Raw genomic sequence first — 26,972 nt, forward strand, 5'->3', positions numbered from 1 at the left:
TCGCCGGGGGTGTCGTCAGGGTCTGCGCCCCAGTTCCGGCCGCTTGCAGTAGTCCGTGAACCCGACGACGTTCCCCCAGGGGTCGGCGATCTCGACGGTCCAGCCGGTCGCCGTGGAGAAGGGCGCGTCGATCGGTTCGACGCCGGCGCCGCGCAGCGTCCGCGCCGCCGCCCGTGCGTCCGGCACCTCCAGCCACACCCGGGGCGACGGCCACGGCGGTGGACGGTGCCCCAGCGCCTCCTCCTGTCGCAGCAGCAGGCCCGGTGTCTCACCACCGACCTTCAGCAGTGCGATCCCGGCCTCGTCGAGCCGGAACCCGACCGCGAACCCGGCCCGTTCGTAGAACCGGACGGCCTCGGCGAGGTCACCGACCGGCAGCAGTACGTTGTCGAACCCGAGCAGTTCGTACGACTCGTCATCTGACATACCGTCAGAGTAAGGCGATGATCGGTCGGAATCGGTGATTGTCAGTGCCGGCTCGTACTGTCGTCGGCATGGGAATGGTGACGTTCGTCGACGAGACGACAAGCGGGAGCCGTGGCGATGGCTGGGGGCTGGAGATCGCCGAGGAGCGGCTCACCGTGCGTGAGCTGATCCGGCGCCGGGTGTTCCAGGAGGTCGCCGAGTACAACGCGCGCACGCCGGAGGTCTTCCAGGGCCTGGTCCAGCCCCGCGACACCGAGCGCGTGCTGAACGGCTACGCGATGCGTACGGTCCGCCGCATAGACCCCGAGGCGCAGACCGAGCTGGCGCTGAAGGCCTTCTCGGGCAACGGCTTCCTCGTCCTCGTGGGGGACCGTCAGATCACCGATCTCGACGAGGAGATCGAGCTCGCGCTCGGCACCGAGATCACGTTTCTCAAGCTCGTGGCGCTGGTGGGTGGCTGATGGTCGCTTCGACACCGGAACACGCCCAGTTGGTCGGCGGGGCCCTCGAACTGATCGAGGCCGAGGACGCCGAGCGGCTCGTCCCCGAACTGCTCGGACTCTTCGAGTTGACCGACGGCAGGTGGCGCCGGGACGGCCACGACGTCGCCCAAGCGGTCTATGCCGCGGACACCGCCTTCCAGGCGCGGCTCCTGCAAGGGCTGGCCGCCCGATACCACGAGCTGGAGCCCGGCGCGGTCGGGCGCCGCCATATCGTGGACCTGCTCAACAGCTTCCGGATGCTGCGGGCCGCCGCCGAGGGGCAGCCGCCCGCCACACGCGCCGCGCTGATCGGCCTGATCGCCGACCAGGACACCCATTACGACCCGAGCGGGCTGGTCCGGCTCGCCGATCAGGAGTTCGCCGACGGGCGGGAGCTGTCCGCCGAGTTCGTCGCCGTGATCCGCCGCTCGTATCTGACGGTGTGGGACGGCAAGAAGCGCCTGGGGGACCTGGTCGCGCGGCTCGACGGCCCACCGGTGAATCCGGGCGAGGCATGGTCCGACACCGCCCTCGCCGAGGTGGCCGAACTCGGCGACGACTGGCGGCGACTGCTCGCCCACGCGGCCACGGCGACCAGCGCCCGCCCGTCCGCGAAGTGGGACCGGACCGGCCGTGCCCTGCTCGCGGCACTCGATGCCGACGAGGTGCGGGAGCGGCTGCTGTCCTGGCTGCGGCTCGCGGGCAGGCCGCGCACCAGCCTGCTGCTCGAACTGCGCTCCGGCCCGAATCCCAACGCCACCTTCGACCCGTACAACGCCGACGCGCTGCGTGGCCTCACCTGGCTGCTCTCCCTCCTGCCCGCGCACCCCGAGACCGCCCGCACCCTGGGCGCCCTCGTCGGGACCGCCCTGCGCAAGGTGGCGGGCCTCGGACCGGTGAACCCCAAGGTCGCCAACGCCGCCGTCATCGCGCTGGGCCGCATCGACGACGAGCCGGCCCTCGCCGAACTCGCCCGCCTGGCCGCCCGCGTCACCTTCAAGGGCACACTCAAGGTCCTCAACACGGCGCTGGACGCCCGCGCGGAGGCGATGGGCCTGAGCCGGGAGGAGATCGAGGAGCTGGCCGTACCGGGGTACGGCCTGACGGAGGTGGGCCGCGCGGAGCACCGGCTCGGCGAGGTCACGGCACAGCTCGAAGTCCGCGGCGCCAAGGCGGTGTTGAGCTGGCACAACGCGGGCGGCAAGGGCGTCAGGAGCGTGCCCGCCGCCGTACGCCGCGACCATGCCGACGAGCTCAAGGAGCTGAAGGCCGCGGTCAAGGACATCGACCAGATGCTCTCGGCCCAGAGCGAGCGTCTGGACCGCCAGTTCCTGTCGCGCCGCACCTGGCCGTACGCCGTCTGGCGCGAGCGCTACCTCGACCACCCGCTGGTCGGCACGCTCGCCCGCCGCCTGCTCTGGACGGTCGACGGCACGACCGTCGGGTACGCCGACGGCGAGCTGCGGACCCTGGCCGACGCACCGGTGACCGAGGGCGGCCGCGTCGAACTGTGGCATCCGGTCGGCCACGAGCCCGCCGAGGTCGTCGCCTGGCGGGACTGGCTGGAGCGGCACGGCATCACCCAGCCCTTCAAGCAGGCCCACCGCGAGGTGTACCTGCTGACCGACGCCGAGCGCGCGACGGGGACGTACTCCAACCGCTTCGCCGCGCACTTCCTTCGCCAGCACCAGTTCCACTCGCTGGCGGCGATCCGGGGCTGGCACAACAAGCTGCGCCTGGCCGTGGACGACGAGGCGCCGCCGGCCGTCCGGGAGCTGCCGCAGTGGGGGCTGCGCGCCGAGTACTGGGTCCAGGGCGACGGCGGCGAGAACTACGAGGACATCACCGACTCCGGCAGCTTCCTGCGCCTGCGCACCGACCAGGTCCGCTTCTACCCGATCGACGCCCCGCAGAACCGGGCGCACTGCGACGGCGGTGAGTACCGCATGTGGCTGCGCGACGGCACGGACCCGGTCGACCCGTTGCCCCTTTCCGACACCCCGCCCCTGGTCCTGTCCGAAGTCCTGCGCGACGTCGACCTGTTCGTCGGCGTGGCGAGCGTCGGCAACGACCCGACCTGGCAGGACGGCGGCCCGGACGGCCGCTTCCGCGAGTACTGGACGTCGTACGGCTTCGGCGAACTGGGCGCGAGCGCCGAGACCCGCCGTGCCCTTCTCGAACGCCTGATACCGCGACTGGCCATCGCCGACCGCTGCACGATCGAGGGCCGCTTCCTGCACGTGAAGGGCGACCGCCACACGTACAAGATCCACCTCGGCTCGGGCAACATCCTCAGAACCCCGAACGACCAGTACTTGTGCATCGTCCCCAAGTCCAACCCGTCCGCCCCGCGGTCCGGCTACCTGCCGTACGAGGGCGACCGGCTGCTGGCGGTGATCCTGAGCAAGGCGATGATGCTGGCCGACGACTCGAAGATCACGGACCCCACGATCCTGAGCCAGCTCTAGGCGAGCGGGCCGTGAACGCCGTGGGGCCCTGTTCCCGAAGTGACGGAAACAGGGCCCCGAAGCGGCTGTCGGCAGCTCAGAACCGGCGCGTGATCAGCGCCTTCTTGACCTCGGCGATCGCCTTGGTGACCTCGATACCGCGCGGGCAGGCGTCCGTGCAGTTGAAGGTCGTGCGGCAGCGCCAGACGCCGTCCTTGTCGTTGAGGATCTCCAGGCGCTGCTCCCCGGCCTCGTCACGCGAGTCGAAGATGAAGCGGTGCGCGTTGACGATGGCGGCCGGGCCGAAGTACTGGCCGTCGTTCCAGAAGACCGGGCACGAGGAGGTGCAGGCGGCGCAGAGGATGCACTTCGTCGTGTCGTCGAAGCGCTCGCGGTCCTCGGCCGTCTGCAGACGCTCGCGCGTCGGCTCGTTCGTGTCCTTCGTGATCAGGAAGGGCATCACGTCGCGGTACGCCTGGAAGAACGGCTCCATGTCGACCACGAGGTCCTTCAGGACCGTCAGGCCCTTTATGGGCTCGACCGTGATCGGCTTCTCAGGGTTGATGTCCTTGATCAGCGTCTTGCACGCGAGGCGGTTCTTGCCGTTGATCCGCATAGCGTCCGAGCCGCAGATGCCGTGGGCGCACGAGCGGCGGAAGGTCAGCGTGCCGTCGACGTCCCACTTGATCTTGTGGAGGCCGTCGAGGACGCGCTCCTTGGGGTCGATCTCCAGCTCGAAGTCTTCCCACACAGCCTCTGCGGAGACTTCCGGGTTGAAGCGGCGGACCCGGAACGTGACCGTGATGTACGGGGAGGCCGCGGACTCCGCCTCGACCTTGTCCATAACGGGGGTTGCCATCAGTACTTACGCTCCATCGGCTGGTAGCGGGTCTGGACGACCGGCTTGTAGTCGAGACGAATGGACTCCGTGCCGTCGTCGCCGACCTCGCGGTACGCCATGGTGTGGCGCATGAAGTTGACGTCGTCGCGGTTCGGGTAGTCCTCGCGGTAGTGACCGCCGCGGGACTCCTTGCGGGCCAGGGCCGAAACCGCCATGACCTCGGCGAGGTCCAGGAGGTTGCCGAGCTCGATGGCCTCCAGCAGGTCCGTGTTGAACCGCTTGCCCTTGTCCTGGATCGAGACGTTCTTGTAGCGCTCGCGCAGCTCCGCGATCTTCTCGACCGCCGTCTTGATCGTCTGCTCCGTGCGGAACACCATGACGTTGGCGTCCATGGTCTCCTGGAGCTCCTTGCGGATGGTGGCCACCCGCTCCGTGCCGGTGGACGAGCGCAGCTTCTCCACCTGGTCGATCACGAGCTCCGCCGGGTTCTCCGGCAGCTCGACGAAGTCCGCCTTCTGGCTGTACTCGGCGGCGGCGATACCCGCACGGCGGCCGAACACGTTGATGTCCAGGAGGGAGTTCGTGCCGAGACGGTTGGCGCCGTGCACCGACACACAGGCGACCTCGCCGGCCGCGTACAGGCCCGGCACCACCGTGGTGTTGTCCCGAAGGACCTCACCCTCGACGTTCGTCGGGATGCCGCCCATGGCGTAGTGCGCGGTGGGCTGGATCGGGATCGGGTCCGTGTAGGGCTCGATACCGAGGTACGTGCGCGCGAACTCCGTGATGTCCGGGAGCTTGGCGTCGAGCTGCTCCGGCGGGAGGTGCGTCAGGTCGAGGTAGACGTGGTCGCCCTCGGGACCGCAGCCGCGGCCCTCACGGATCTCCGTGTAGATGGAGCGGGAGACGACGTCACGGGACGCGAGGTCCTTCATGACCGGCGCGTACTTCTCCATGAAGCGCTCGCCGTCCTTGTTGCGGAGGATGCCGCCCTCACCACGGGCGCCCTCCGTCAGCAGGATGCCCATGCGCCAGATGCCGGTCGGGTGGAACTGGAAGAACTCCATGTCCTCCAGCGGCAGACCCCGGCGGTACACGGCCGCCTGGCCGTCACCGGTCAGGGTGTGCGCGTTCGACGTCACCTTGAAGAACTTGCCGGTGCCGCCGGAGGCGTAGATCACGGCCTTCGCCTGGAAGACGTGGATCTCGCCGGTCGCCAGCTCGTAGGCGACCACACCGGCGGACTTCTTGACGCCGTCGACCTCGGTGATGAGCTGGTCCAGGACGTAGAACTCGTTGAAGAACTCCACGCCCTCCTTGACGCAGTTCTGGTACAGCGTCTGGAGGATCATGTGGCCGGTGCGGTCCGCCGCGTAGCAGGACCGGCGCACCGGGGCCTCGCCGTGGTTACGGCTGTGGCCGCCGAAGCGGCGCTGGTCGATGGTGCCGTCCGGGGTGCGGTTGAACGGCAGGCCCATCTTCTCCAGGTCGAGGACGGAGTCGATGGCCTCCTTCGCCAGGATCTCGGCGGCGTCCTGGTCGACCAGGTAGTCACCGCCCTTGACCGTGTCGAAGGTGTGCCACTCCCAGTTGTCCTCCTCCACGTTGGCCAGCGCTGCGGCCATGCCGCCCTGCGCGGCGCCCGTGTGGGAGCGGGTGGGGTACAGCTTGGTCAGCACGGCGGTGCGGCTGCGCTTCGTGGACTCGATGGCCGCGCGCATGCCCGCGCCACCGGCGCCGACGATGACGGTGTCGTACTTGTGGATCTTCATGGTGGTTGCCTCAGCCCCGTGCCTAGCGGATGTTCGGGTCGAAGGTGAAGATCACCAGCGTGCCCAGCAGGATGGTGAACACCGTGGCGGTGTAGAGCAGGCCCTTCAGCCACAGCCGGGTGTTCGCGCGCTCCGCGTAGTCGTTGATGACCGTGCGCAGGCCGTTGGCGCCGTGCAGCATGGCGAGCCACAGCATGAGCAGGTCCCAGACCTGCCAGAAGGGGCTCGCCCAGCGGCCCGCCACGAAGGCGAAGCCGATCTTCGACACGCCGCCGTCCAGCACGAGCTGGATCAGCAGGTGGCCGATGACCAGGACGACCAGCACGACACCGGACAGACGCATGAACAGCCATGCGGCCATCTCGAAGTTGCCACGGGTGGACTTCGGGGTCTTCTTGGTGCGCTTGCGCGGGGCCTCGATGTACGGGGCCGGGTTCTCGACGTCGTAGAGGGACTCGCCCTCGACCGGGCCGATACCGGTGGCGGTTTTCTCAGTGGTGGACATGCGCGTCAGCTCCCGAACAGTTCACGAGCGGCGTGGCCGAGAACGGGGTAGATCGCCCCGAGCATCAGGACCAGCCAGAGCCCGACGACGGACCAGAGCATCTGCTTCTGGTAGCGGGGGCCCTTCGACCAGAAGTCGACGGCGATGACACGCAGGCCGTTGAGCGCGTGGAACAGGATCGCGGCGACGAGGCCGTACTCCAGCAGCGCGACGATCGGCGTCTTGTACGTGGCTACGACCTTGTCGTAGTCCTCGGGGGAGACACGCACGAGAGCGGTGTCCAGCACGTGAACGAACAGGAAGAAGAAAATGAGGACGCCGGTGACTCGATGAGCCACCCAGGACCACATTCCTTCCCGGCCGCGGTACAGCGTTCCAGCCGGCACGGAAGTTCCTCCGGGAGCGGGGATTGGGGCCGCGCCGGCTTGTGCTGTCGGTCGGGCCCGGCCGGGTACGGTCCACCGGCCCCCAGCATCGTAGCGACGGTTGCCTGCGGCGCTTACGGGGGGCCGGTGTATGTGATCAAAGTGGCACGCGGATGGGTTATTGGCGGCTAATGGGGCGGGATGCGCGGATCGGTGCCGGATGTGGCGCCGTCGTGGCCGGTCGCGCGGTTCCCCGCGCCCCTGAGTTGGCTGATCAACCGGCCCTTTGCCAGGCGGCGGAGTTCCTCTGCCGCCACCACCCGCTCCTCCTCCGGATCGTTCGCCAATCGTGACCGGATGCCTGCCAGGACATGGTCGAGCGTCTCCGCGTGCGACAGGCCGTCCAGACAGATAATGAAGGCATGCCCGAATTTGGCCTCATATGCGGCGGATGCGGCGCTCAGTGCCGTGTGGGCCACCGAGTACGCGCCTTCCGGTAGGACGGGCAACGTTTCTTCCGCCAGCGCCTGTGCCAGATCCCCCGGCGTCAGGTCGTACGCCGCCTCGTCGGACGCGGCCAGCAGGGAATCGGCGTCGGGATACGGGCGGTGGTCCGCGATGCGGTCGGCCCAGCGAGGGCTGTTCAAGCAGGCCAGGAGGGTCTGCCGGATCGCGTCGGCGGGTGCGGTGTTGAAGCGCTCCAGCGCGTTCGGGGACGGCGCGGTGCGGGTCTGCTCGGGCAGCGACGGTATGGCCACTCGGCCGGGAAGGTGTGTGGGCGTCACGTGGGTTTCGGCAGGGGAATTTGGGGGAGGAGTGGCGCCACGTTACCGAGTGTGGGCATGAGGTGTCCGACGGATGCCCGAATTTCAGCCGAACGGGAGAGTTTCGGAACGTGTGGTGGACGGTTGTTGATCTTCACAGGCCCTAGGTTGGCGCCGTGAGTCAGCACAAGCACAGGCGCCGGGCACGGCCGAAGAGGGCGCTGAAGCAGACGTGGGTCCTGATCGTCGCGGTGGTCGTAGTGACGGTCGCGGCCGGGGTGAGCCTCGGTCTCCTGGCCTCGGGCGGCGACGGAGGACCGTCCGGATCCGAACAGGGGCGGTCCGCGCCGGGGACCTCCGAGGCCGCCGACTCCGGAGCCGGCGCCGCTCCGACACCGTCGCCCACCCGGTCGTACCCGCTGTCGAAAGCGCCCCGGACGATCCCGGCCGTGCGCTCCCACACCGCCGCCCGCGGGCCCGGCTGGCGCCCCGCCGGCGACAAGCGGGTCGTCGTCAGCGACGCGGAACTCGCCGACGAGGGACGGCTCATCGCCGGCGAGCTGGGGCTGACGTACGCCGGACAGAAGAACGACGTGCGCGCCGGGGACGTACGGCTGGCGCTCAACGACGACGAGGGTGCGGACCCCGAGTCGTACGCGATGACCGTGCGCGGCGGGCATGTCGCGATCAGCGGGCCCGGGGAGGCCGGGGTCTTCTACGGGACGCGGACGCTCAAGCAGGAGGTGCACGACGGCGGTACGGCGCCGGAGGGTGTCGTGCGCGACGAGCCCGCCAAGCCGGTGCGCGGGTTCATGCTCGACATCGCCCGCAAGTACTTCACCGCGGGCTGGATCGAGGACCGGGTGCGCGAGCTGGGCGACCTGAAGTACAACCAGCTCGGCCTGCACTTCTCCGACGACCAGGGCTTTCGCATCGAGTCCAAGTCGCATCCCGAGATCGTTTCCCGGCAGCATCTGACCAAGGCGCAGGTCCAGAAGATCGTCAAGCTCGCCCGGAGCCGGCACATCCAGATCGTGCCCGAGATCGACTCGCCGGGGCATCTGGGGGCCGTCATCGCCGCGCACCCCGATCTCCAGCTCCGCAACGTCAACGGGGTCGCGACCCGGGGTGCCATCGACATCTCCAAGCCCGAGTCCGCCGAGATCGTCGACGACCTGCTGAACGAGTACGCCGGTCTCTTCCCCGGCGACCAGTGGCACCTCGGCGGCGACGAGTACCAGGCGCTGGTCGTCGCCAACCCCCAGGCGTCCTACCCGCAGCTCGCCACCGCCGCCCGGGAGGCGTACGGCTCCGGCGCCACCGTCGCCGACCTCGCCACCGGATGGCTCAACGACCGCTCCGACACCGTCCGCGCCCATGACCGCACGCCGCGGGCGTGGAACGACGGGTTCTTCCGCGACACCTCCGTCCAGTTGGACAAGCAGATCCAGGTGGCGTACTGGACGGGCAAGGAGATCGGGGCCCGGGAGCCGCTGGCGTACCTGAGCACCGGGCGGAAGGTCATCAACTACAACGACGAGTTCCTCTACTACGTGCTCGGGGAGCCGCAGACCTTCGTCTACCCGACCGGCGAGCGGATCTACGCGCAGTGGACGCCGCGGGTCCTGCGGGGGACGACGGCGGTGCCCGCCAAGTACGACCCCCAGATCCTCGGCGGGTCCTTCGCGGTCTGGTGCGACCTGGCGAACTCCCAGACGCAGGCCCAGGTGGCGGCCGGGATCCGGATGCCGCTGCGGGCGACGGTGCAGAAGCTGTGGGACCCGGGTAAGCCCCAATTGACCTGGGCCGAGTTCAGGGCGCTCGCGGACCGACTGGACTGAGCCGGATTGACCCATATGCCTGCGAACCCCTGTACGACTGTGGTGTATTCGGCCCGAGCCGAACCGATCAGCCAGGGGGAACCGGGATGGGCTACTGGGGGTACTTCGTCGTGGGCCGCGGGGCGCGGCCGCTGGCGGAGCTGGACGCGCTGGCCGGCGCCGAGGGAATGACCCTGCGCGAGCAGGCGCCGGACGGCTGGCAGGTGTGGGAGTACCCGAGCGGGGACGGCGAGGTCGGCAACATGAACGACCTGGCCGGCGAGACCGGGGCGCCCGCGCTCTTCGGCTACGTCATGGACAGCGCGACGGTGGTCGTTGAGGCGGCGGCGCCGGAGAGCGGGGCGTGGACCACCTGTCTCGCGCGGGCCGCCATGGCCGGGTACATCGGCGCCTCCGACGAGGGGCTCACGCTGGAGGACTACTTCCTCGAACCCCCTGACGCCGCCGAGCGGGCGGTCGCCTGGGCCGCCGAGGCCGGGCGCGAGGTGAACGCCGAGTCGGTGGTCGACGTACTCACCGCAGAGGCGGACCCTTTGGCCGAAAACCTGTTCTTTCGGCTGCTCGACCGGCTCGGCGTCGTGCCGCTGTGACACTCCGGGGTCGTCGCACGCAGTAAGGGGAGGTGCGGGCTCCGTTAGGGACGGCGCCTGCCAGGGGCCTGTGCGGGGACCCCGACCCTCGTAACCGACCCGCTTTGGGAGGCGTGGATGAGCCTGGTGGAACTGATCGCTCAGGCCGACGAACGCGGACTGGCCGCCAGCGGGTTGGCTTGTTTGGATCGATGCGTGCCGCTGCTCGGCGGGGACGACGAGGCGCTGCGGCCGCTCTGGGCGAATCTCGCCGGCGGCGGGGACCCCGCCGAGTGGGGCGAGTTGCTGGAGCAGGTGCGCGGGAAGCTGGGCGTCGCGGAGGTCGTGGACGACACGGACATCGAGGACGAGGCCGCGCTGCTCGCCCGGCGGATGCTGGCCGCTGCCCCGGCCGTGCGGTCCGCCGCCGAGGCGCGGATCTGGGCCGACGCCTGCTCCGTCGCATCCCTCCAGATACACCGGCTGCTCGACCCTGCGGAGGAGGACACCGCGTCCGCCGACGCACCTACCGAGGCTCTCGCCTCCGTCCGGGCGAGCGGGGCGGGCGGCACGGGCCGTCCGCAGGGCATGTCGCCGCTCGTCGCCGCCGAACTGCGCCGTCAGGTCAGCGTCCTGGAACTCCTCGCCGGACACGGCGCCGGCGGTCTGCGCCGGGCGCTGGAGGTGTCGACGGAGGGGCGGCGGGTGCTGCGCGCCGTCGTGTCGCGGCGGGCCCGGGGGCGCGGCTGACCCGCCGCACGCCCCGGCACCTCAGACCACCAGCCACTTCACCACCGCGTCCCCGTACTCGGCGCTCTGCTCGTAGAAGGCGGTCAGGTCGCGGTGCGTCGCCGCGAACATGCCGCGCACCGCGGGCTCGGCATCCGCCATGTCGTACGGCCGCAGCAGTTGCGGGCGGACGTCGCGCCACAGACCGTCGAAGTCGGCGCTCTTGAGGTATCCGGCGACCCGGCCCACCTGCGATGCGGTGAGCAGCAGGAAGGGCGGCAGGGCCGGGTCGTCGTGGAAGACCGGGCGGCCGCCGAGCACCACGTTGGTGCGGGGGCCCTCCGGTGCGTGGTTCGGGGGGAGGCCGCAGTAGAGGAGTTCGACGTCGCCGTACAGCTTGTCGAGCACCTCCTCGCGATGGCGGCCGATCCGCTCCCGAACGGTGTCCCAGTCGTCCTCGAACAGACGCTGGAACCAGGGCGCGCTGTTGCGCAGTGCCGGGGGCGGGACCGCGCGCAGATGGAAGTACATGCTCATCAGTGACTGGAGCGCACGGGAGCGGCGAAGCGTCACTCCCGCCGAAACCTGATTCCTGAGGGAGTCCTGTGACCGTCTTCGGAGCGAGGTGGGGCGGTCCTGCGCGGGTCCGGGAAATGCGCCGGATCCGGGTGACGAATCGCAGGTCGAAGACGCTCTCCAGGGTGTGACGACTCAAGCGGAGACCAGGCCCGCAGCCGCGACCAGGCCGGTGCGGTGGGCGGCGGACGCGGTGGCGACGATGCGCGAGGGAGCGCGGCTGCGGCTCGACTACTCGGAGCAGAGCCTGTGGCGGGTCGACCGGATGATCGAGAGTCTGCGCCGCGAGGGCACGCCGTACGCCGCCGTGGAGAACACGCTGCGCGGTTTCGGCGCGTACGCCGGTGAGGTGATCGCCCGTCAGACCGGTGCCGAGTGGTGGACGACGGGCGGCGACCACTGGATCCGTACGCCCGACGGGCGGATGTGGGACCCGATCGACGAGGCCCGGCGGTGTTTCGCCGGCGACGGGTCGCTGCGGTTGCTGTGCCGGGACGCCACGCTGCCGTAGGCGGTCGGCCCGGACACGACCCGGCCGGGACCCCGTGGATGGGCGGGGCCCCGGCCGGGTCGGATGATTCCGGTGCCCTACGGCGTCAGTGTCTGGCCGAGGTGGGCGTCCGTCGGGGTGCCCAGGGCGGTCTTGCTGTGGATGACCGCCTGGGCGTAGCCGAGGCCGGTGCTGTTGCTCGGGAGGTACAGCACGATGCCGTCCGTGCCGTCCTCGCCCTCGGCGCCGAGCGTCAGGTCCGCCCGGCCGTAGCCCGACAGGTCCGTCAGGGAGACGGCGGAGCCGAACAGGTCGCCGGTCTCCGCCGAGCCGGGGACGCCGGTGGTGTCCTGCGAGACGCGGATCGAGCCGGTGCCGGTCAGGCCGGACGAGGTGCCCTTGACCAGCAGCACGTCACCGGCGTTGGACTGGTTGACGCCGCCGCGCGGGAAGTCCTCGCCGGGGACGCCGGCCAGGGCGTCGGCGTAGCCGTCGGCGTTGTAGTCGCCGACCGAGACGGAGGCGCCGAACAGGTCGCCGGACTCGTTGCCGCCGGCGACGTTCGCGCTGTCCTGGTGGATCGTGGTCATGCCGGTCGTGGTGAAGCCGGTCGACGTGCCCGGGACCATGGTGATCTGGCCGCCCGACAGGCCGCCCGACTCCGACGCGACGGGCTGGCCGATGACGATGTCGTCGTAGCCGTTGCCGTTGACGTCTCCCGCGGCGATGGAACGGCCGCCCTTGACGGAGATGACCCCAGCCTTGGTCAGGCCGGTCGCCGAGCCCGCGAAGCGGACCACGCGGCCGATGCCGCCCGTGTCGCGGTAGTTGAGGGCGACGTCGGCGTAGCCGTCCCGGTTGAAGTCGCCGGTCGCGGCGTCCAGGTAGGCGACGGCGCCGGTGGCCGTGGTGAGCGTGCCCGACGCGGTCGCGCCACCGGTCAGCCGCGCGTTCCAGTTGCCGCCCCTGCCGGTGCCGGCCGCGAACACGTCCGCCTTGCCGTCGCCGTTGAAGTCGCCGACGGTGAGAGTCGAGCCGAGCCCCGCGCCGGTCGCCGTGACCGTGCCCGAAGTGGTGTACGAGAAGCCGCTGTTCAGCGCCGGGCCGTACATGACGACGACCTGGCCCCGGTCCGCGTGGCCGCTGGTGTCGTCCTCGCCGGGCGCGCCGATCGCGAGGTCGGCGTAGCCGTCGCCGTTGACGTCGCCCCATGCGGTGGCGGCGCCGAAGTTGTCGCCGGACTCGTGGGAGCCGGGGACGCCGGCGCTGTTCTGGGTGAGCGTGCGTCTGGCGGCGGGGACGGGGCCGTCGAGGCCGCCCGGGACGACGGTGAGGGTGCCGCCGTTGCTCAGCGCGCGGGGCGTGCCGGCGACCAGGTCGTCGATGCCGTCACGGTCGAAGTCCGAGGTGGCGAGGGCGTGTGAGATGCCCGGGGTCTTGGCGACCTGGGCGATCCGGGTGAGCTGGGCGTAGAGGTTCGCGCCGGGGCAGGCCGTCGCGTTGGTGTCCCGGTGGCCGAAGACCCGCGGCAGGGTGATCGACTGCCCCATCGGGACCTTGTTGCCGTCGACGCCCTGCTCCACGCCCGAGGTCAGCGTCACCTTGCCGGTCGGGTCGATGCCGTACATCCCGAACTTCCAGGCCACGATCCGGGAGATCGCGTCCATGGCGGCGCGACTCGGCTTGGCGGTCTCGAAGTTGCCGATGTACGAGATGCCGACCGTGTCGGTGTTGAAGCCGACGTCGTGCGCGCCCCGCACCGGCAGGTCCATGCCGCCGCTGCGGCCCTCGAAGATCTGGCCGCACTTGTCGACGACGAAGTTGTAGCCGACGTCGAAGTAGCCGCGGGCGAAGTGCGCCTGCTGGATCGTGCGCATCCGGGCCCGGGACTCGCCGCAGGACAGGGTGTTGTCGCTGCTCTCGCCGGTGTGGTGGACGACGGCGGCCTTGATCTCGGTGCCGTACTCCGGGGTGCCGTCGTAGTCCGTGGACGCGCCCCACTCGGCCTGCGTGATGACCGGAGGCTTGACGACCGTCGAGGGGCGGGGCGCGGGAACCGTGGGCGAGGGGGAGGGGGAGTCGGTCGGGGACGCGGACTCGGTGGGCGTCCCGGTGGCCGTCGGCGCGTCCGTGGGCGTGGGGGAGTCGGTGGACGTGGCCGTCTCGGTCGGAGTCGCAGTCGCCGTCTCGCCGGGGGTGGCCGTATCCGTCGGCGTGTCGGTCGCCGGTGCCGTGGTCTCCTCCGCGGCGAAGGCGGCCGGCTGTATCCGGCCCTTCGGGTCCGTGCCCGGGTCGAGCAGTCGCACGTCCATTCCGGCGGGCTGGCCCGCCGCCTCGGTGCCGTCCGCGCTCACGACCCGCACCTCGATGCCGTCGGAGTCGCCGGTCCACACCGACTCGGTGCCGCCGCGCAGGGCGGCCCGCGCGCCCTCGTCGCCGTCCGCCTGGCCCGGCTCGATGGTGACCTTCCGCCAGCCGGACCACTCGCCGGTCTCGATGTCCCGGGTGCGCACCTCGGGCGTGCCCTTGGCCTTCGCCTCGGCATCGGTCCAGGTCAGCACGACCGCGCTGAAGCGGTCGGTGTCCTGCTCGGCCAGACCCTTGCGGCCCGAGCCGCGGTCCTTGAGCTTGAGCGTGTGGACGGCCGGTGCACGGTTCTTCGGCTTGGCGTCGCCCGGCGCGGACGGGTCCGCGATGGCGTACGTCACGACGCCGGCGCCGCTCAGCACGACGGCTCCCACCGTCAGCCACGCACGTCTCTTGAGGCTGAGCGGTTTGTACGCATGGGTCCTGCGAGGACTCAACTGTCCCACCCCTAGTAAATGGTCACGACTGCATCACCTGTCACACAGGTGGCATATACAGCCAGCGCACAGACGGCGGGAACCGTCACTCGCGGGCGGGTTCCGTACGAAGAGCGTCACTTGTCGCCAACAAGCAAGCGGGGCCGGGCCCTTGCCGGACCCGGCCCCGCTGCTCACGGTGGGTCAGGCGGCCCAGACCTCGGCGTCGTCGGCCGGGACGGTGGTGGCCAGGCCCAGCTCCTTGCGGGCGGCGACCGTCTTGTTCGGGTCGATGCCGCCGAACGCCGAGTCGTAGGCGATGTAGAACGCGTCGGCGTCGGCGGCGTTCGCGGCCTTGCGCCAGGCATCGGCCGTCTTCGTCAGCGCCTCGCGGAGCTTGCCGACCTCCGTGCCGTCGATGCCCTTCAGGCCCTTGAGGTGCGTGTCCAGGGCGGCGGCGACGGCCTTGGCCTGCGCCTTGTAACCGGGCAGGTCCTCCTCGACGGTGTCCTTCTCGGGCTGGGTCGCCCACAGGGCGTCGTAGACGCCGTTCGAACCCGTCAGGTACGTGGTCTGCTCCGGCTTCAGGGACTTGACGTCCGGGTTCAGCTCACCGGTGAAGCTGCCCGACTCCTTGGTGTAGGTGCAGCTCACGGCGCGGTCACCCGTCGCCCAGCTCTCCTTGGTCGGGGTGTAGTAGAAGATCGCGACCCCCTTGGGGAGCGCCCAGGTGTCCGGGGCGAACTTCCCCGCCTCGACCGGGCACCGCTTGTCGGCGATCGCCGAGATCGCCTCGTCGCCGGGGTACGCCTTCTCCTCGGTGATCGAGAACTCGCCGGCGACCTGGCCTTCGTGGGCCTCGGCGCACGGCACGATCTCGACGGTGTAGGCGGTGCCCTCGCCCTTGCTGTTCGGGTTGTAGCAGTCGCCGACGTCCAGCGAGTACACCGAGCGCTGGCGAGCCACCTTCTTGGCGCCGTCCTTGGCGCTGTCGACGGCGTCCGAGACGTCCGAACACCCCACCGCACCGATCGCGAGCAGGGCGACTACGGCAGATATGCCGCGAAGAGAACGATAAGGGGCAGCGATTGCCATGACGTGTACATCCTCTTAAGTGATCTTTATGCGGGGGGCGGGCGGCATCGTATGCCATCGCTGGGACATGGCTGTGCGAAGGCCCCTGCCTCATCACGGCGTCTCTGACTCGCGACGGGTGGCAAGGGTTGTAGGGCGGCCGCCTCCGGGCGGGCCCTGTGACACTTCTGCGAGCTCGGGCGCTGTTGAGCGTGGAGGGACGTGGGCAAGGGTGGCCGCGCCGTGAGGTGCGGATCCGCCACGAACCGGTACGGACGAGGACAGTTCTTGGGCCAGGGAGGGGAACCCCGCCGCGTGCGCGCGCACGACGGGGAATTGGGCGCGGCCGTCGCGCGGGCCCAGGAAGGCGACGAGGCCGCGTTCGCGGTCGCGTACCGCCTCGTGCAGCCCGCTCTGCTCGGGTACCTGCGGGGGCTGGTCGGGGACGACGCGGAGGACGTGGCGTCCGACGCCTGGCTGGAGATCTCCCGGGATCTCGGGCGGTTCAAGGGCGACGGGGCGGGGTTCCGGGGCTGGACCGCGACCATCGCCCGGCACCGGGCGCTGGATCACTTGCGCCGGCAGAAGGTAAGGCCCCGGTCGTCGGCGCTGGAGCAGGACGTACTGGAGCTGCCCGGCCCGCACAGCACGCACGACCAGGCGCTGGAGTCGATCTCCACGGGGCACGCCCTGGAGCTGGTCGGCGGGCTGCCGCGGGACCAGGCCGAGGCGGTGCTGCTGCGGGTGGTCGTCGGCCTCGACGCCCCGTCCGCCGCACGCGTACTGGGCAAGCGCCCGGGGGCGGTCCGCACGGCCGCGTACCGCGGGCTGAAGCGTCTGGCCAAGCAGCTCGGCGTCCAAGGTGTGACGGATGACGGCCCCCGAACGCTGGGGGAATCGAAATGAACAGTGTGGGTGACGACGGCGGCAGGGCGACTGTCCTGCCGAGCAGCCGTCGCTGACCGGTCGACGAACGGGCGCGTGAGTCGTACGGGCCTGACGTACGTACAGGCTCTACGGACTCGTGAGTCACAGCAGTCACATTGATTACGTAGGCCACATCGGTCACTGAGACCGTGGGGGCCGGAGAGCCATATGGGCCGGACGGGACGTGTGCGACACGCACGCCCGCAGGTCGATCGAGTGAGTCGGACAGGGACGGAAAACGGACATGGGTGAACAGCAGAACGGCGGTGGGGCCCCCGGCCGTCGGCGTGTGCACCCTGACGGACTCGCCTCCGGTCACGGCCCCCGTCATGGCTTCGGATCGGCTGCCGCCACGGACGTGGCGTTCGACGACGGGGCTCTCGAAGCGCTTCTCTCCGCGGCCGTGCTGCGCGGACACCGTCCGGACGCCGAGGGCGAGCAGCGGGCGGTGGCCGCGTTCCGGGCGGCCCGCGACGCGGGCGCGCACCGGGCCCGCACCCGGCGCCGCGACGACTGGCGGCCCCGCGAGCAGCGGCGGCTGGCGCTGTCGGTGAAGACCACGCTCTCCGTGTTCGTCGCGAGCCTCACCCTCGGCGGGGCGGCGTTCGCCGCGATCGGCACGTCCGGCTTCTCGGACGACTCCGCCGACCGCGGGGGCAGACCCACCCCTTCCGGCAGCGCCCCGGACCGGGCCGCCGCCAAGCCGTCCGCGGCGGCCGGCGCCGGCTCCGCCAGGTCAGGTCATCCGGATACCGCCAAGGACACCGAGGCCAAGTGCCGCGCCTACGACCAGGTCAAGGACAGCGGCAAGGCCATGGACGCGACGGCCTGGCAGCGGCTCGTGGCGGCGGCGGGCGGCGCGGACAAGGTGGCCGCCTACTGCGCCGAGCAACTGGCGGCGGCGAAGAACGGCCCGACCGGGAAGCCCACCGAGCCGAACGGCAAAGCCGACGGGGGCCCTGCCACCGGCAACGGGCAGACCCGGGGCGCGGACGGGAACGGGAACTCCGGCAGGAGTGCCGAGAAGAAGGACTGACGCCGATCCACTGCGGACCGCGAGCCGGATCTGCCGGGTTCCTGGGCCGCGCATGTGTATGGCGCGGTAGCAGGCAGAGGTACTGCTCCGGCGAACACGGGGATCACGTGAGGCGCTGACCGAGGCAACGACCGGGGCCGCCACCCCCCACAGGAGAGGCCCCGGCCGTCGCGCGGCACGGGCCGCGCGGCGGCCCGTACTCTCTACAGCGCCATGACTGCGTTTTCTGTCACACCCAGGCGGACAGAACCCGGATTCCGGGGTAGTTGCATGTTGTACGGACATGGACGGGCAGCGGTTTCAGGCCGTAACGTGCCTTTCGCGCCGGACGCGGAGGGTGTATGACCACCGCAACGACCTGCGGTCTTGGAACCGCAACCACCAATTGAGGTATCCAGTGCTGGGGGACGACGCGGAGCTGACCGCCGCGGTGCTTGCGGCACAGGACGGGGACGAGACCGCGTTCCGGACTGTGTACCGCTCCGTGCACCCGCGGCTGCTCGGGTACGTGCGGACGCTGATCGGCGACCCCGACGCCGAGGATGTCGCCTCGGAGGCGTGGTTGCAGATCGCGCGTGACCTGGAGCGGTTCAGCGGGGACGCGGACCGGTTCCGCGGCTGGGCGGCCCGGATAGCCCGTAACCGGGCGCTCGACCACATACGCATGCGCGGCCGCCGCCCCGCGATCGGCGGCGACGAGACGGAGCTGACCGGGAAGGCCGCCGAGTCCGACACCGCGGGCGAGGCCATGGAGGCCCTGGCCACCGACGGCACCCTCTCCCTCATCGCGCGCCTTCCGCAGGACCAGGCCGAGGCCGTCGTGCTGCGCGTGGTCGTGGGGCTCGACGCCAAGACGGCCGCGGAGACGCTCGGCAAGCGTCCGGGCGCCGTACGCACCGCGGCCCACCGGGGTCTGAAGCGGCTCGCCGAGCTGCTCGGCGACGATCCGGAATCGGCCGGGGTGCTCGACGCCCTGCCTCCCCAGCGAGAACCGCGCGGCCGTGCGGTGACGTCCGCGAGTGTGACGCATATACGCTCGCGGACGCAGAAGGATGTGTGATGGCCGACGAGCAGTACAGGTGGCTGGACCGTGAAACGGCGGAGCGTTTGCTGCGCGGAGAGTCACTCGAAGCTGTCGACGCGGCCGACCGCGACCAGGCCGAACGCCTCGCCAAGACGCTTGAGGCCCTGACCGTCGAACCCGCGCTGACCAGCGACGAACTCCCCGGAGAGGCCGCCGCGTTGGCCGCTTTCCGTGCGGCGCGCGAGGGCCGGGACGTCGCCTTGGCCACCGTCGGCGACCGCTCCGGCGGGCCCGCTTCCGGGGCCGCCGACGTGGGACTCGTCCAGCTCGGTGGCCCTGCCCGCGCAGCGCGCCGCCCCCGCCGGGCCCGTCCCGTTCGGCTCGGTCTCGCCGCCGCGCTGGCCGTCGGCATGGTCGGCGGAATCGCGGTCGCGGCCGGAACCGGAGTCCTGCCGACGCCGTTCGACCGCGACGAACCGGCTCGCCCGGCCGCCACGGTCTCCGCGCCCGTGCCCACGGAACACCCGCTCATCTCGCCCTCTCCGCAGCCCGGCGAGGACGAGCCCACGCCCGGCGGCGGCTCAAAGCCCCCCACCTCTTCCGGTTCCCCCAGGAATCCGGTGGCACCCGGCGGCCCGGCCGCCGGGGACCGCGACTCGGCCTCGAAGGACGGCAAGGACGGCAAGGACGGGGCGAAGGCCGGCGGCTGGTGGAAGGCCGTCACGTCCTACTGCCGTGACGTACGCGACGGCAGGCCGCTGCCCCTGGACCGCCGCCGCACCCTGGAGGGCGCTGCGGGGAGTTCGGCCCGCGTGTGGAAGTACTGCGAGAACGTCCTCGCCGGCGCCGGTGAGAGCACCCGCTCCCAGCGCGACGGCGACGAGGACGAGGGCAACGACAAGGGCCACGGCAAGGGCGACGACGATCAGGACAAGGACAGAGGCAAGGGCCACGGTCACGGCAGGGACCGGGACGAGAGCCACTCCCGTGACCACCGCGACGGCCGCCTCGAGGACGGCGCCTCGCGCACCACGTCGACCGTGACCGGCCTGGAGTCCGACCGCACCCGGCTGCCCCTGCCCACGCCCGCACTCCCGTCACCCAGCCCGTCCTACAGCGCGCTCTGAGCAGGGCTTCTTCCAACGCAAGGCTCTGACCTGCGGTTTTGCGATGGCGGGAAAATTCTTCGGCGCAGGAGTGACGTTTTCGGCCGCCACGACGCTGAACTGAGTGAGCCGACTGGTCATCGGCCTAGCACAGAGCCGGGGTTCCCCCCGTACCTTCGGCTCGTGCATCGGCGCGGGCGGGACACGTTCCCCCGGTCCCGCCCGCGCCCCACATCCGCACCCCGCTCCCGCGCCTCACCAGTGGACGACGACCTTGTCGCCCTTTCGCACCTCGGCGAACATCTGCGCGATGGCCCGCTCGTCACTCACGTTGACACAGCCGTGCGAGGCCCCGGCGTAACCCCGGGCCGCGAAGTCGGACGAGTAGTGCACCGCCTGGCCGCCGCTGAAGAACATCGCGTACGGCATGGGGGAGTCATAGAGCGTCGACACATGGTTGCGCGACTTCCAGTAGACGGTGAACTCGCCTTCCCGCGTCGGCGTGTACTGCGAGCCGAACCGCACCGGCACCTCCACGACCGTGCGCCCGTCGACCATCCAGCGCAGGGTCCGGCTCGACTTGCTGATGCACAGCACCCGGCCGGTCAGACATCGCGCGTCCGGCGCGTCGGCCGGCTGACCGCCCATCAGATACAGGTCCCACATGCCGGGTTCGCGCGTCATCTTCAGCAGCCGCTCCCAGGTGACCTGGTCGGTCCTGCCCGTCTCGGGCAGCCCGCGCTTGCCCTGGAAGCCCTTGACCGCCTGCTCGGTGAGGTCGTCGTAGGTACCCGTGGGCCCGTCGAAGAGCCAGGCGACCTGCCGCAGCCGCGCCTGGAGTTCGCGCACGTCCCGGCCCGTGTCGCCCGACTGCCACAGCACGACGGAGGCCGCGCCCGCCGACGTCGAGGGCGGCTTGTCGTCGGGCGTCGCCGACTTCGGCGACGGCGCACCGCTCGGCAGCTCTATGTGCACCGGTGAGTGCCGTTCGCCGTCCGAGGCCTGCACGGTGCAGCCGCAGAGCACGGTGAGCGTGGCGCCCGCGGCCAGCACCGCGGTGGATCTGCCCCTACGTCTGTTACGCACCCTCCCCGTATCCCCGATACGCATCCTCGCCATGCCCCTGATACGCATCCCGCCCCCCTGTGTCTCATCGCGACCCCCCGACCGGCCGCTCGATGTCACCTGAGATGTTCCCCTCGCGTGACCCGTCGCGAACTACGCGGCATGGTGGGAGACGGAGTGGGACACCGGGGTGACCGACCCTGTGGGGGTGTACTGACCGGCAACAGGCACTGCAACGCGGAGGCACACCATGACGCGCGAGTCGGAGTCCCGACTGCCCATCGAGCCGGTCTACGGGCCGGATGCGCTGTCCGGCTGGGACCCGGCCGAGAAGCTGGGCGATCCGGGCTCGTACCCCTACACCCGCGGCGTGTACCCCACGATGTACACCGGCCGCCCCTGGACGATGCGCCAGTACGCCGGCTTCGGCACCGCGACCGAGTCCAACGCCCGCTATCGCGACCTGATCGCGCACGGCACGATGGGCCTGTCGGTCGCGTTCGACCTGCCCACCCAGATGGGCCACGACTCCGACGCCCCGATCGCGCACGGCGAGGTCGGCAAGGTGGGCGTGGCCATCGACTCGATCGACGACATGCGGGTGCTGTTCGGCGGGATCCCGCTGGACAAGGTGTCGACGTCGATGACGATCAACGCGCCGGCCGCGCTGCTGCTCCTGCTGTACCAACTGGTGGCGGAGGAGCAGGGTGTCGCGGCGGACCGGCTCACCGGCACGATCCAGAACGACGTGCTGAAGGAGTACATCGCGCGCGGCACGTACATCTTCCCGCCGAAGCCGTCCCTGCGGCTGATCGCCGACATCTTCAAGTACTGCAGGGCCGAGATCCCGAAGTGGAACACGATCTCGATCTCCGGCTACCACATGGCCGAGGCCGGGGCGAGCCCGGCGCAGGAGATCGCCTTCACGCTCGCGGACGGCATCGAGTACGTCCGCACGGCGGTCGCGGCCGGCATGGACGTCGACGACTTCGCGCCGCGGCTGTCCTTCTTCTTCGTGGCCCGTACGACGATTCTGGAGGAGGTCGCCAAGTTCCGCGCCGCCCGCCGGATCTGGGCTCGGGTGATGCGCGACGAGTTCGGCGCGCGCGACCCCAAGTCCCTGATGCTGCGCTTCCACACGCAGACGGCCGGCGTGCAGCTCACGGCCCAGCAGCCGGAGGTGAACCTGGTGCGGGTCGCCGTGCAGGGCCTCGCTGCGGTCCTCGGCGGCACCCAGTCCCTGCACACGAACTCCTTCGACGAGGCCATCGCGCTGCCCACGGACAAGTCGGCCCGCCTCGCCCTGCGCACCCAGCAGGTGCTGGCCTATGAGACGGACGTGACGGCGACCGTCGACCCGTTCGCCGGCTCCTACGTCATCGAGCGGATGACGGACGACGTGGAGGGGGCGGCCGTCGATCTGATGCGGCGGGTCGAGGACCTGGGCGGCGCGGTCGCGGCCATCGAGCACGGCTTCCAGAAGGGCGAGATCGAGCGCAGCGCGTACCGCATCGCCCAGGAGACGGACTCCGGCGAGCGGGTGGTCGTCGGCGTCAACCGCTTCCAGCTCCACGAGGAGGAGCCGTACGAACCCCTCCGCGTCGACCCCGCCATCGAGGCCCAGCAGGCCGAGCGCCTCGCGAACCTCCGCGCCGGGCGCGACGGGCAGGCGGTGGACGCGGCCCTGACCGCCCTGAAGAAGGCCGCCGAGGGCGAGGACAACGTCCTGTACCCGATGAAGGAGGCGCTACGGGCCAGGGCGACGGTGGGCGAGGTGTGCAACGCGCTGCGGGCGGTGTGGGGGACGTACGTCCCGTCGGACAGTTTCTGAGGGCGGGCCCGGTCTGAGACACCGGATCGGACTGTCGGAGCTGCGTGCGACACTCCATCTCATGTTCGGTGTCATCGACCTCCCCACCTATCTGGCCGGTCTCGTCCTGATCGTCCTGCTGCCCGGCCCCAACTCGCTGTACGTGCTGTCCGTCGCCGCCCGCCGCGGCATCCGGGCCGGGTACACCGCCGCGGCCGGGGTGTGGTGCGGGGACACCGTGCTGATGACCCTGTCCGCCGCCGGAGTCGCCTCGCTGCTGCAGGCGAACGCGGTGCTGTTCGGGATCGTGAAGTACGCCGGAGCCGGGTATCTGACCTGGCTGGCGATCGGCATGATGCGGGCCGCCCGGGCGATGTGGCGGACCCGGCGGGAGCAGGCCGTCGAGGAGACCTCCGACGCGGTCACCGACGAGCGGCCCTTCCGCCGCGCCTTCGTCATCAGCCTCCTCAACCCCAAGGCGATCCTGTTCTTCGTCGCCTTCTTCGTGCAGTTCGTCGACCCCGGATACGCCTACCCGGCGCTGTCGTTCGTCGTCCTCGGGGCCTTCGCGCAGTTCGCGAGCTTCCTCTACCTCACCGCGCTGATATTCAGCGGCACCAAGCTGGCCAGTGCCTTCAGGCGGCGCAAGCGCCTGTCGGCGGGCGCGACGTCGGCGGCGGGCGCGCTGTTCCTCGGGTTCGCGGTGAAGCTGTCGCTCGCCGGTTCCTGACTACAGGCCGGCGCGCGACAGGTACCGCGGCAGCCCGTCGGCCGTGTCGCCGGCCCAGCCCACATAGCCGTCCGGCCGCACCAGGAACAGGCCCGTCCCGTACGACTCCTGCACCGCGCCGCGGACCACGCCGATCGAGGCGGGCAGCTCCGGCGCCCGCATCCCGACCGCCACCAGCGTCCAGTGCGGGCCGCGGAAGGCGTCGAAGAGGCGTACGCCGTCCAGCGTGCCGTCCGGCGCGCGGTCGCCCGCCCGTACCGCCGCCGGGGCCTGCCGGGTCTCCGCCGTCAGGCTCGACCCGCGGTACCCGAGGCCGAGCTGACGCGTCGCCTTCCCGCGTCGCACCTCACCCCGGTGCACGCTCGTGGACAGCCCGAGCATGTCCGCCGCGACGGGGCGCCGTTCCTCCTCGTACGTCTCCAGCAGGGCCTCGTCCGCCCCGTCCCGCAGGACCGCGCCCAGCTTCCAGCCCAGGTTGTAGGCGTCCTGCACGCTGGTGTTGAGCCCCTGCCCGCCGGCCGGCGAGTGGACGTGCGCGGCGTCGCCGGCGAGGAACACCCGGCCGTCGCGGAACCGGTCCGCGAGCGCCGCCCGCGGCCGGAAGTTCGAGGCCCACCGCACCTCGGTCACGTCCTGCGGCGCCAGATGCGAGCGCGCGGCGACCACCTTGCGCACACCCTCCAGGGAGACGTCCACCGGCGAGCCGTCCGTGAACTGGGCCGTGACCTGGAAGTCCTCGGTGCCCGCGAGCGGGCAGATCGCGAGGAAGCCGTCGCCCTCGCCGCGGGGCGGGAAGATGTGCCAGTTGTCGCGGTCCAGGCCGGTGATCCTGACGTCCGCCACCAGCGTCGGGTTGGGGTCCACCGTCTCGCCGGTCATGCCGATGCCCAGGGCCCGCCGCACGGCCGAGCGGCCACCGTCGGCTGCGACGACGTACCGTGCCCGCACGCTCCCGCCCGCCGCGAAGCGGACCGTCACCCCGTTCTCGTCCTGCTCGATCCCGACCGCCTCCAGGCCGAAGGCGACCTTCCCGCCGAGCTCCTGCAGCCGCGCGAAGAGGATCTGCTGGGTCCGCCACTGGGGGACCATCCACGGCTCGTCGTACGGGGAGTCCTCGGTCGCCTCGGCGGGGTCGAACATCTGGTGCTCGCCCACCCGCTGCCCGTCCTGCCAGATCATCCCGACCGGGTAGCCGCCGCCCGCCGCGCGGATCGCGTCGAGCACACCCAGGTCGTCGAAGACCTCCATCGTCCGCGGCTGGATCCCCTTGCCTCGCGAACCCGGGAACAGTTCCCCGTCCCGCTCCACGACCAGCGCGTCCACGCCGCGCCTGGCGAGGTCGATGCCCAGCGCGAGCCCGGTCGGGCCCGCACCCACGATCAGTACGTCCGTGTGCATAACGTCCGTATTCATGCCATTCCCCCTTAACGTTGTTAAGTGCCGTCGGACACGAGAGTGCCCTTAACGCCGTTAAGCTGTCAAGCGTGACTACGGAACGACGAGCGCCCCTCGACCGCAGGCGCGTCGCGGACACCGCCCTCGCCCTGCTGAACGAGGTCGGCCTCGACGGCCTGACCCTGCGCGCCATCGCCAAGGAGCTGGACGTGAAGGCGCCGGCCCTGTACTGGCACTTCAAGGACAAGCAGGCCCTGCTCGACGAGATGGCCACCGAGATGTACCGCCGCATGGTCGCCGCAACGCCCCTCGGCCCCGGCGACACCTGGCAGGAACGGCTGCTCAAGGCCAACCGCGGACTGCGCGCGGCACTGCTCGGCTACCGCGACGGGGCCAAGGTCTTCAGCGGCTCGCGCTTCACCGGCCTGGTGCACGCCGAGCAGATGGAGGACACCCTGCGTGTCTTCACGGCCGCGGGCTTCCCGCTGGCCCACGCGGTCCGCGCGAGCTCGACGACGTACCTCTACACGCTCGGTTTCGTCACCGAGGAACAGGGCGTCGAGCCGCTGCCGGGCGAGCGTCGTGAGGGCTACGACATAGACGAACGCGCCCGCCTGATGGCCGACTTTCCGTTGTCGGCTCAGGCGGGCGCGGAGATCTTCGCTGACTATGAACGGCACTTCGAGGAGGGCCTTGCCCTCGTGATCGCCGGGATCGAGGTGCGGTACGGGGTCGGGTGAGGCTCGTGGATCAGTTGTGGGTGCCGGTCCACCGGTAGTAGGAGGCGGCGACCTGGCCGCCGTCCGTGGCGTAGACGGCGTCTTTCACGTCGCTCGTCCGCAGGATTGACTCGTTCCCGCTGCCCAGCAGGCCCTGGAGCCGCTTGAGGTCGGCCGTGTAGTAGAAGAGCTGGCCGTTCTCGGAGCTGTCGCAGCCGCTCGTCCAGACGGCGTTGACGTCCGTCCTGTTGTCGGTCATCAGGCAGAGACCGGTCTCCCGGTTCTTCAGTTGCTTCCAGGTGCCCCCGCCGACCCAGTCCCAGTCCTGACGGTCGCCGCCGTTGCAGATCGTCGCGAACGCCGACCCGGCCCCGCCGGTCAGACAGGTGCCGAACCGCTCGTTGTGGAACTGCCAGTACGTGGTCGCGGCCTGCGCGGACGACGGCAGGACCAGGCCGGCGCCCACGGCCAGCGTGCTGAGCGCGGTGACGGCGGCAAGTCGCAGCTTCTTCATCACGAACCTCTCAAGGAGCGGGAAGTGAACCGGGCAACAGCTTTGTCGGCTGCGGCAGTTGAGGCGTTGGCGTGCAGAGCACACTCATGTGGCAATGCGTCCACCTCAGATGCCGGCGTGCCGCCGGTAGTCCGTCGGTGGGATGCCGTACGCGGCGCGGAAGGCGCGGGTGAAGTCGGTGGCCCGGGCAAAGCCCCAGCGGGCGGCGATGGCGTGGACCGGTGTGTCGCCCTGCGCGGGGTCCGCGAGGTCGAAGCGTGCGCGTTCCAGACGCTGGCGGCGGATGAAGGCCGCGACGGTCTCGTTCCGGTCCTGGAAGAGCCGGTGCAGATAGCTCAGCGAGATGCCGTGCGCCGCGGCGACGGCCGTGGGCGTCAACTCCGGGTCGGACAGATGCCGTTGGACGAAGACCACGACGCGTGCCGCCAGGTCCCGCCGACGCGTGTCCGGCGCCGGGGCGGGGCCGGCCTCCAGTGCGCGGGTGAACAGTGCCGCGACCAGGTCACACAGGACCGTTCCCAGACGCGGTCCGTCATGGGGCTGGATGGTGTCGGTGTCCCGGGTGAGCCGTGCGACGAACCGGGTCAACAGGACCCCCACGCCGTCCCGGCATGGGAAGCGGCGGCCCAGGAGCGCCTCGGTCCGGCCCCGGGGCAGGGGTAACAGCGCCTCGGGGAGCCGCACACAGACATCACCCACGCGCAGGGCCGTCGCACGGCCGGCCGGAACGACCATCGCCTCCCCCTCCCGAAGGAGCAGCAGGTGGTAGTCACGGCCGGAGTGCGATGCGGTCGGCCGGTGCCGGACGATCAGCGGCCGGGTTCGCGTCGACCACACCGACACCGCGCCGAGCTCGATCGGTCGAGGCCCGGACAGGGCGGTCAATCCCCCCATGAATCCCCCACAGTGTCCCCTCCTGAGCGCAGGTGAAGATGCGTAATTAGGCAGCTATTGCTGCCCCCAGGGGAAGGTATGGGGCGAA

The 26,972-nt window shown here is 70.8% G+C and carries 26 protein-coding genes; 13 read left to right on the forward strand and 13 right to left on the reverse strand.

Annotated elements, in window-relative coordinates; translation table 11 throughout:
- Nucleotides 1–15 precede the first annotated feature (15 nt).
- On the reverse strand, nucleotides 16–426 hold the full coding sequence (locus tag ACZ69Q_RS39955) for a VOC family protein (RefSeq protein WP_471052312.1): 411 nt from the start codon (nucleotides 424–426) through the stop codon (nucleotides 16–18).
- Between the two features lie 68 nt (nucleotides 427–494).
- Between ACZ69Q_RS39955 and ACZ69Q_RS39960 the strand changes: the two genes are divergently transcribed.
- Together ACZ69Q_RS39960 and ACZ69Q_RS39965 are read left to right on the forward strand one after the other, a co-directional pair.
- Nucleotides 495–887 carry a hypothetical protein gene (locus ACZ69Q_RS39960; protein ID WP_471052315.1) on the forward strand — a complete coding sequence of 131 codons (393 nt, stop codon included), beginning with the start codon at nucleotides 495–497 and terminating at the stop codon, nucleotides 885–887.
- Nucleotides 887–3,376, forward strand: coding sequence for a DUF4132 domain-containing protein (locus ACZ69Q_RS39965; protein WP_471052318.1), 2,490 nt, complete (start codon nucleotides 887–889; stop codon nucleotides 3,374–3,376). Before ACZ69Q_RS39960 ends, ACZ69Q_RS39965 begins: the two co-directional genes overlap by 1 nt.
- Before the next feature lie 76 nt (nucleotides 3,377–3,452).
- On the opposite strand, the gene ACZ69Q_RS39970 is transcribed toward ACZ69Q_RS39965, so the two are convergent.
- The 5 genes from ACZ69Q_RS39970 to ACZ69Q_RS39990 all read right to left on the reverse strand — a co-directional run bounded on the left by ACZ69Q_RS39970 (nucleotide 3,453) and on the right by ACZ69Q_RS39990 (nucleotide 7,623).
- Nucleotides 3,453–4,214: a succinate dehydrogenase iron-sulfur subunit gene (locus tag ACZ69Q_RS39970; RefSeq protein WP_030951271.1), complete on the reverse strand. Its 762-nt coding sequence runs from the start codon at nucleotides 4,212–4,214 to the stop codon at nucleotides 3,453–3,455.
- Nucleotides 4,214–5,968 (reverse strand): succinate dehydrogenase flavoprotein subunit, encoded by a 1,755-nt coding sequence (gene sdhA, locus ACZ69Q_RS39975; protein WP_471052322.1) that lies wholly within the window; start codon nucleotides 5,966–5,968, stop codon nucleotides 4,214–4,216. The genes ACZ69Q_RS39970 and sdhA overlap by 1 nt, the downstream gene beginning before the upstream one ends.
- 22 nt (nucleotides 5,969–5,990) lie before the next feature.
- Nucleotides 5,991–6,473 (reverse strand): succinate dehydrogenase hydrophobic membrane anchor subunit, encoded by a 483-nt coding sequence (locus ACZ69Q_RS39980; protein ID WP_471052325.1) that lies wholly within the window; start codon nucleotides 6,471–6,473, stop codon nucleotides 5,991–5,993.
- 5 nt (nucleotides 6,474–6,478) lie between these two features.
- Nucleotides 6,479–6,859 (reverse strand): succinate dehydrogenase, cytochrome b556 subunit, encoded by a 381-nt coding sequence (gene sdhC, locus ACZ69Q_RS39985; RefSeq protein WP_078504082.1) that lies wholly within the window; start codon nucleotides 6,857–6,859, stop codon nucleotides 6,479–6,481.
- Nucleotides 6,860–7,026: 167 nt separating this feature from the next.
- Nucleotides 7,027–7,623, reverse strand: coding sequence for a 2-oxo-4-hydroxy-4-carboxy-5-ureidoimidazoline decarboxylase (locus ACZ69Q_RS39990; RefSeq protein ID WP_471052328.1), 597 nt, complete (start codon nucleotides 7,621–7,623; stop codon nucleotides 7,027–7,029).
- Between the two features lie 200 nt (nucleotides 7,624–7,823).
- Here ACZ69Q_RS39990 and ACZ69Q_RS39995 point away from each other — a divergent pair, with 200 nt between their 5' ends.
- From ACZ69Q_RS39995 to ACZ69Q_RS40005, 3 genes are all read left to right on the forward strand, one after another.
- A complete protein-coding gene (locus ACZ69Q_RS39995) occupies nucleotides 7,824–9,443 on the forward strand; it encodes a beta-N-acetylhexosaminidase (RefSeq protein WP_471052458.1) in 1,620 nt (539 codons plus the stop codon).
- 86 nt (nucleotides 9,444–9,529) lie between these two features.
- Complete coding sequence (locus ACZ69Q_RS40000; protein WP_471052331.1) at nucleotides 9,530–10,033, forward strand: hypothetical protein; 504 nt, start codon at nucleotides 9,530–9,532, stop codon at nucleotides 10,031–10,033.
- A gap of 117 nt (nucleotides 10,034–10,150) precedes the next feature.
- On the forward strand, nucleotides 10,151–10,762 hold the full coding sequence (locus tag ACZ69Q_RS40005; RefSeq protein ID WP_471052333.1) for a hypothetical protein: 612 nt from the start codon (nucleotides 10,151–10,153) through the stop codon (nucleotides 10,760–10,762).
- A 21-nt stretch (nucleotides 10,763–10,783) separates the two neighbouring features.
- Here the strand turns inward: ACZ69Q_RS40005 and ACZ69Q_RS40010 are convergent, their stop codons facing one another.
- Nucleotides 10,784–11,314: a DUF1877 family protein gene (locus tag ACZ69Q_RS40010; protein ID WP_471052336.1), complete on the reverse strand. Its 531-nt coding sequence runs from the start codon at nucleotides 11,312–11,314 to the stop codon at nucleotides 10,784–10,786.
- A 130-nt stretch (nucleotides 11,315–11,444) separates the two neighbouring features.
- On the opposite strand from ACZ69Q_RS40010, the gene ACZ69Q_RS40015 reads away from it, so the two are divergent.
- Nucleotides 11,445–11,828, forward strand: coding sequence for a hypothetical protein (locus tag ACZ69Q_RS40015; protein WP_471052338.1), 384 nt, complete (start codon nucleotides 11,445–11,447; stop codon nucleotides 11,826–11,828).
- Nucleotides 11,829–11,905: 77 nt separating this feature from the next.
- Here the strand turns inward: ACZ69Q_RS40015 and ACZ69Q_RS40020 are convergent, their stop codons facing one another.
- Together ACZ69Q_RS40020 and ACZ69Q_RS40025 are read right to left on the reverse strand one after the other, a co-directional pair.
- Nucleotides 11,906–14,536, reverse strand: coding sequence for an N-acetylmuramoyl-L-alanine amidase (locus ACZ69Q_RS40020; protein WP_471052341.1), 2,631 nt, complete (start codon nucleotides 14,534–14,536; stop codon nucleotides 11,906–11,908).
- A 258-nt stretch (nucleotides 14,537–14,794) separates the two neighbouring features.
- Nucleotides 14,795–15,685 carry a septum formation family protein gene (locus ACZ69Q_RS40025; RefSeq protein WP_471052342.1) on the reverse strand — a complete coding sequence of 297 codons (891 nt, stop codon included), beginning with the start codon at nucleotides 15,683–15,685 and terminating at the stop codon, nucleotides 14,795–14,797.
- Between the two features lie 267 nt (nucleotides 15,686–15,952).
- On the opposite strand from ACZ69Q_RS40025, the gene ACZ69Q_RS40030 reads away from it, so the two are divergent.
- From ACZ69Q_RS40030 to ACZ69Q_RS40045, 4 genes are all read left to right on the forward strand, one after another.
- Entirely contained in the window at nucleotides 15,953–16,570 is a 618-nt protein-coding gene (locus tag ACZ69Q_RS40030; RefSeq protein ID WP_471052345.1) for an RNA polymerase sigma factor, read from the forward strand.
- 265 nt (nucleotides 16,571–16,835) lie between these two features.
- Nucleotides 16,836–17,627 carry a hypothetical protein gene (locus ACZ69Q_RS40035; RefSeq protein WP_471052348.1) on the forward strand — a complete coding sequence of 264 codons (792 nt, stop codon included), beginning with the start codon at nucleotides 16,836–16,838 and terminating at the stop codon, nucleotides 17,625–17,627.
- A gap of 397 nt (nucleotides 17,628–18,024) precedes the next feature.
- Nucleotides 18,025–18,687 (forward strand): RNA polymerase sigma factor, encoded by a 663-nt coding sequence (locus tag ACZ69Q_RS40040; RefSeq protein ID WP_471052351.1) that lies wholly within the window; start codon nucleotides 18,025–18,027, stop codon nucleotides 18,685–18,687.
- Nucleotides 18,687–19,778 (forward strand): hypothetical protein, encoded by a 1,092-nt coding sequence (locus tag ACZ69Q_RS40045; protein ID WP_471052353.1) that lies wholly within the window; start codon nucleotides 18,687–18,689, stop codon nucleotides 19,776–19,778. The genes ACZ69Q_RS40040 and ACZ69Q_RS40045 overlap by 1 nt, the downstream gene beginning before the upstream one ends.
- 234 nt (nucleotides 19,779–20,012) lie before the next feature.
- On the opposite strand, the gene ACZ69Q_RS40050 is transcribed toward ACZ69Q_RS40045, so the two are convergent.
- A complete protein-coding gene (locus tag ACZ69Q_RS40050; RefSeq protein ID WP_471052355.1) occupies nucleotides 20,013–20,867 on the reverse strand; it encodes a L,D-transpeptidase family protein in 855 nt (284 codons plus the stop codon).
- 205 nt (nucleotides 20,868–21,072) lie between these two features.
- On the opposite strand from ACZ69Q_RS40050, the gene ACZ69Q_RS40055 reads away from it, so the two are divergent.
- Nucleotides 21,073–22,653, forward strand: coding sequence for an acyl-CoA mutase large subunit family protein (locus ACZ69Q_RS40055; protein WP_471052357.1), 1,581 nt, complete (start codon nucleotides 21,073–21,075; stop codon nucleotides 22,651–22,653).
- A 61-nt stretch (nucleotides 22,654–22,714) separates the two neighbouring features.
- On the forward strand, nucleotides 22,715–23,362 hold the full coding sequence (gene leuE / locus ACZ69Q_RS40060) for a leucine efflux protein LeuE (RefSeq protein WP_471052360.1): 648 nt from the start codon (nucleotides 22,715–22,717) through the stop codon (nucleotides 23,360–23,362).
- On the opposite strand, the gene ACZ69Q_RS40065 is transcribed toward leuE, so the two are convergent.
- The gene (locus tag ACZ69Q_RS40065; RefSeq protein WP_471052461.1) at nucleotides 23,363–24,760 is read right to left on the reverse strand and encodes an FAD-dependent oxidoreductase; all 1,398 of its coding nucleotides are present in this window, start codon (nucleotides 24,758–24,760) and stop codon (nucleotides 23,363–23,365) included.
- Between the two features lie 86 nt (nucleotides 24,761–24,846).
- Between ACZ69Q_RS40065 and ACZ69Q_RS40070 the strand changes: the two genes are divergently transcribed.
- The gene (locus tag ACZ69Q_RS40070; RefSeq protein ID WP_471052362.1) at nucleotides 24,847–25,497 is read left to right on the forward strand and encodes a TetR/AcrR family transcriptional regulator; all 651 of its coding nucleotides are present in this window, start codon (nucleotides 24,847–24,849) and stop codon (nucleotides 25,495–25,497) included.
- Nucleotides 25,498–25,507: 10 nt separating this feature from the next.
- On the opposite strand, the gene ACZ69Q_RS40075 is transcribed toward ACZ69Q_RS40070, so the two are convergent.
- Together ACZ69Q_RS40075 and ACZ69Q_RS40080 are read right to left on the reverse strand one after the other, a co-directional pair.
- Entirely contained in the window at nucleotides 25,508–25,990 is a 483-nt protein-coding gene (locus tag ACZ69Q_RS40075; RefSeq protein WP_471052365.1) for a hypothetical protein, read from the reverse strand.
- A gap of 105 nt (nucleotides 25,991–26,095) precedes the next feature.
- On the reverse strand, nucleotides 26,096–26,884 hold the full coding sequence (locus ACZ69Q_RS40080) for a helix-turn-helix domain-containing protein (RefSeq protein ID WP_471052368.1): 789 nt from the start codon (nucleotides 26,882–26,884) through the stop codon (nucleotides 26,096–26,098).
- Between the last annotated feature and the right edge of the window lie 88 nt (nucleotides 26,885–26,972).

This window comes from Streptomyces sp. NPDC036764 (assembly GCF_055609385.1).